The sequence below is a fragment of the uncultured Algibacter sp. genome (assembly GCF_947487605.1).
Classification (GTDB): Bacteria; Bacteroidota; Bacteroidia; order Flavobacteriales; family Flavobacteriaceae; genus Algibacter_D.
The window spans coordinates 1-877 of record NZ_CANKXK010000052.1; the positions used below are offsets into that span (position 1 = coordinate 1).

Genomic DNA, 877 nt, shown 5'->3' on the forward strand with positions numbered 1-877 from the left:
CGTTGGCAACAAGCTGAAAAGAAAAAATTTATTACCGTTTTGGTAACTTTTTTATTATATTTGCGACAAACAAGTATAATGTGAGAGTAATAGCAAAAAGAACTTTACGAGATTTTTGGGAAAAACACGCAGACTGTGAAGAACAATTGAAATCTTGGTATAGGGAAACCGAAAAATCCGAATGGACAAACATTAATGAATTAAAAAATGATTATCCAAGTGCAAGTATTTTAAAAGACAACAGAATAGTTTACAACATTAAAGGAAATAATTACCGACTAATTGTAAAATTCAACTTTGAATACCAAATATGCTGGATAAGGTTCATAGGAACTCACGCAGAATATGATAAAATAGACGCAAATAACATCTGATTATGAAAATAGCACCCATTAGAAATGAAAAAGATTATCAAAAAGCTCTCGACAGACTTGAGAATATTTTTGATGCAAAAAAAGGAACGGACGAGGGAGACGAATTAGAAATCCTTTCAATCTTAATTGACAGATATGAAAATGAAAAATTCCCAATAGGAATGCCAGACCCAATTGAGGCAATCAAATTCCGAATGGAACAAATGGGAATGAAACAAAAGGACTTAGCAGAAGTTGTTGGATTTAAAAGTAGGGTAAGTGAAATTTTAAGCAAGAAACGTAAACTGACTTTAGGAATGATAAGAAAACTGAACTCAACACTTCATATTCCGACTGAAGTTTTAGTTCAAGATTATTAATAAAAAAAGCCAGTTGCCAACAAAGTATAAAATTAATGCTTGGGTCTGTGCTTAAAACCAGCGATTAGTCCTGTTTTGCTACATCTGATTTTCCTGCAGAAAATCCTCACGCACAAAACCGCACTAATCTTATACATAAACGTT

The 877-nt window shown here is 32.4% G+C and carries 2 protein-coding genes; both read left to right on the top strand.

Features of this window, described 5'->3' with window-relative positions; translation table 11 throughout:
- Positions 1-80: 80 nt before the first annotated feature.
- Entirely contained in the window at positions 81-374 is a 294-nt protein-coding gene (locus Q0739_RS14885; RefSeq protein ID WP_298239528.1) for a type II toxin-antitoxin system HigB family toxin, read from the top strand.
- A gap of 2 nt (positions 375-376) precedes the next feature.
- Positions 377-733, top strand: a complete 357-nt coding sequence (locus Q0739_RS14890; protein ID WP_298239529.1) for a helix-turn-helix domain-containing protein — start codon at positions 377-379, stop codon at positions 731-733.
- The last annotated feature ends 144 nt before the right edge of the window (positions 734-877 follow it).

Bases quoted from the DNA above. Each gene is read 5' to 3' on its own strand.
- Q0739_RS14890 (WP_298239529.1), top strand. From the start codon at position 377: ATGAAAATAGCACCCATTAGAAATGAAAAAGATTATCAAAAAGCTCTC.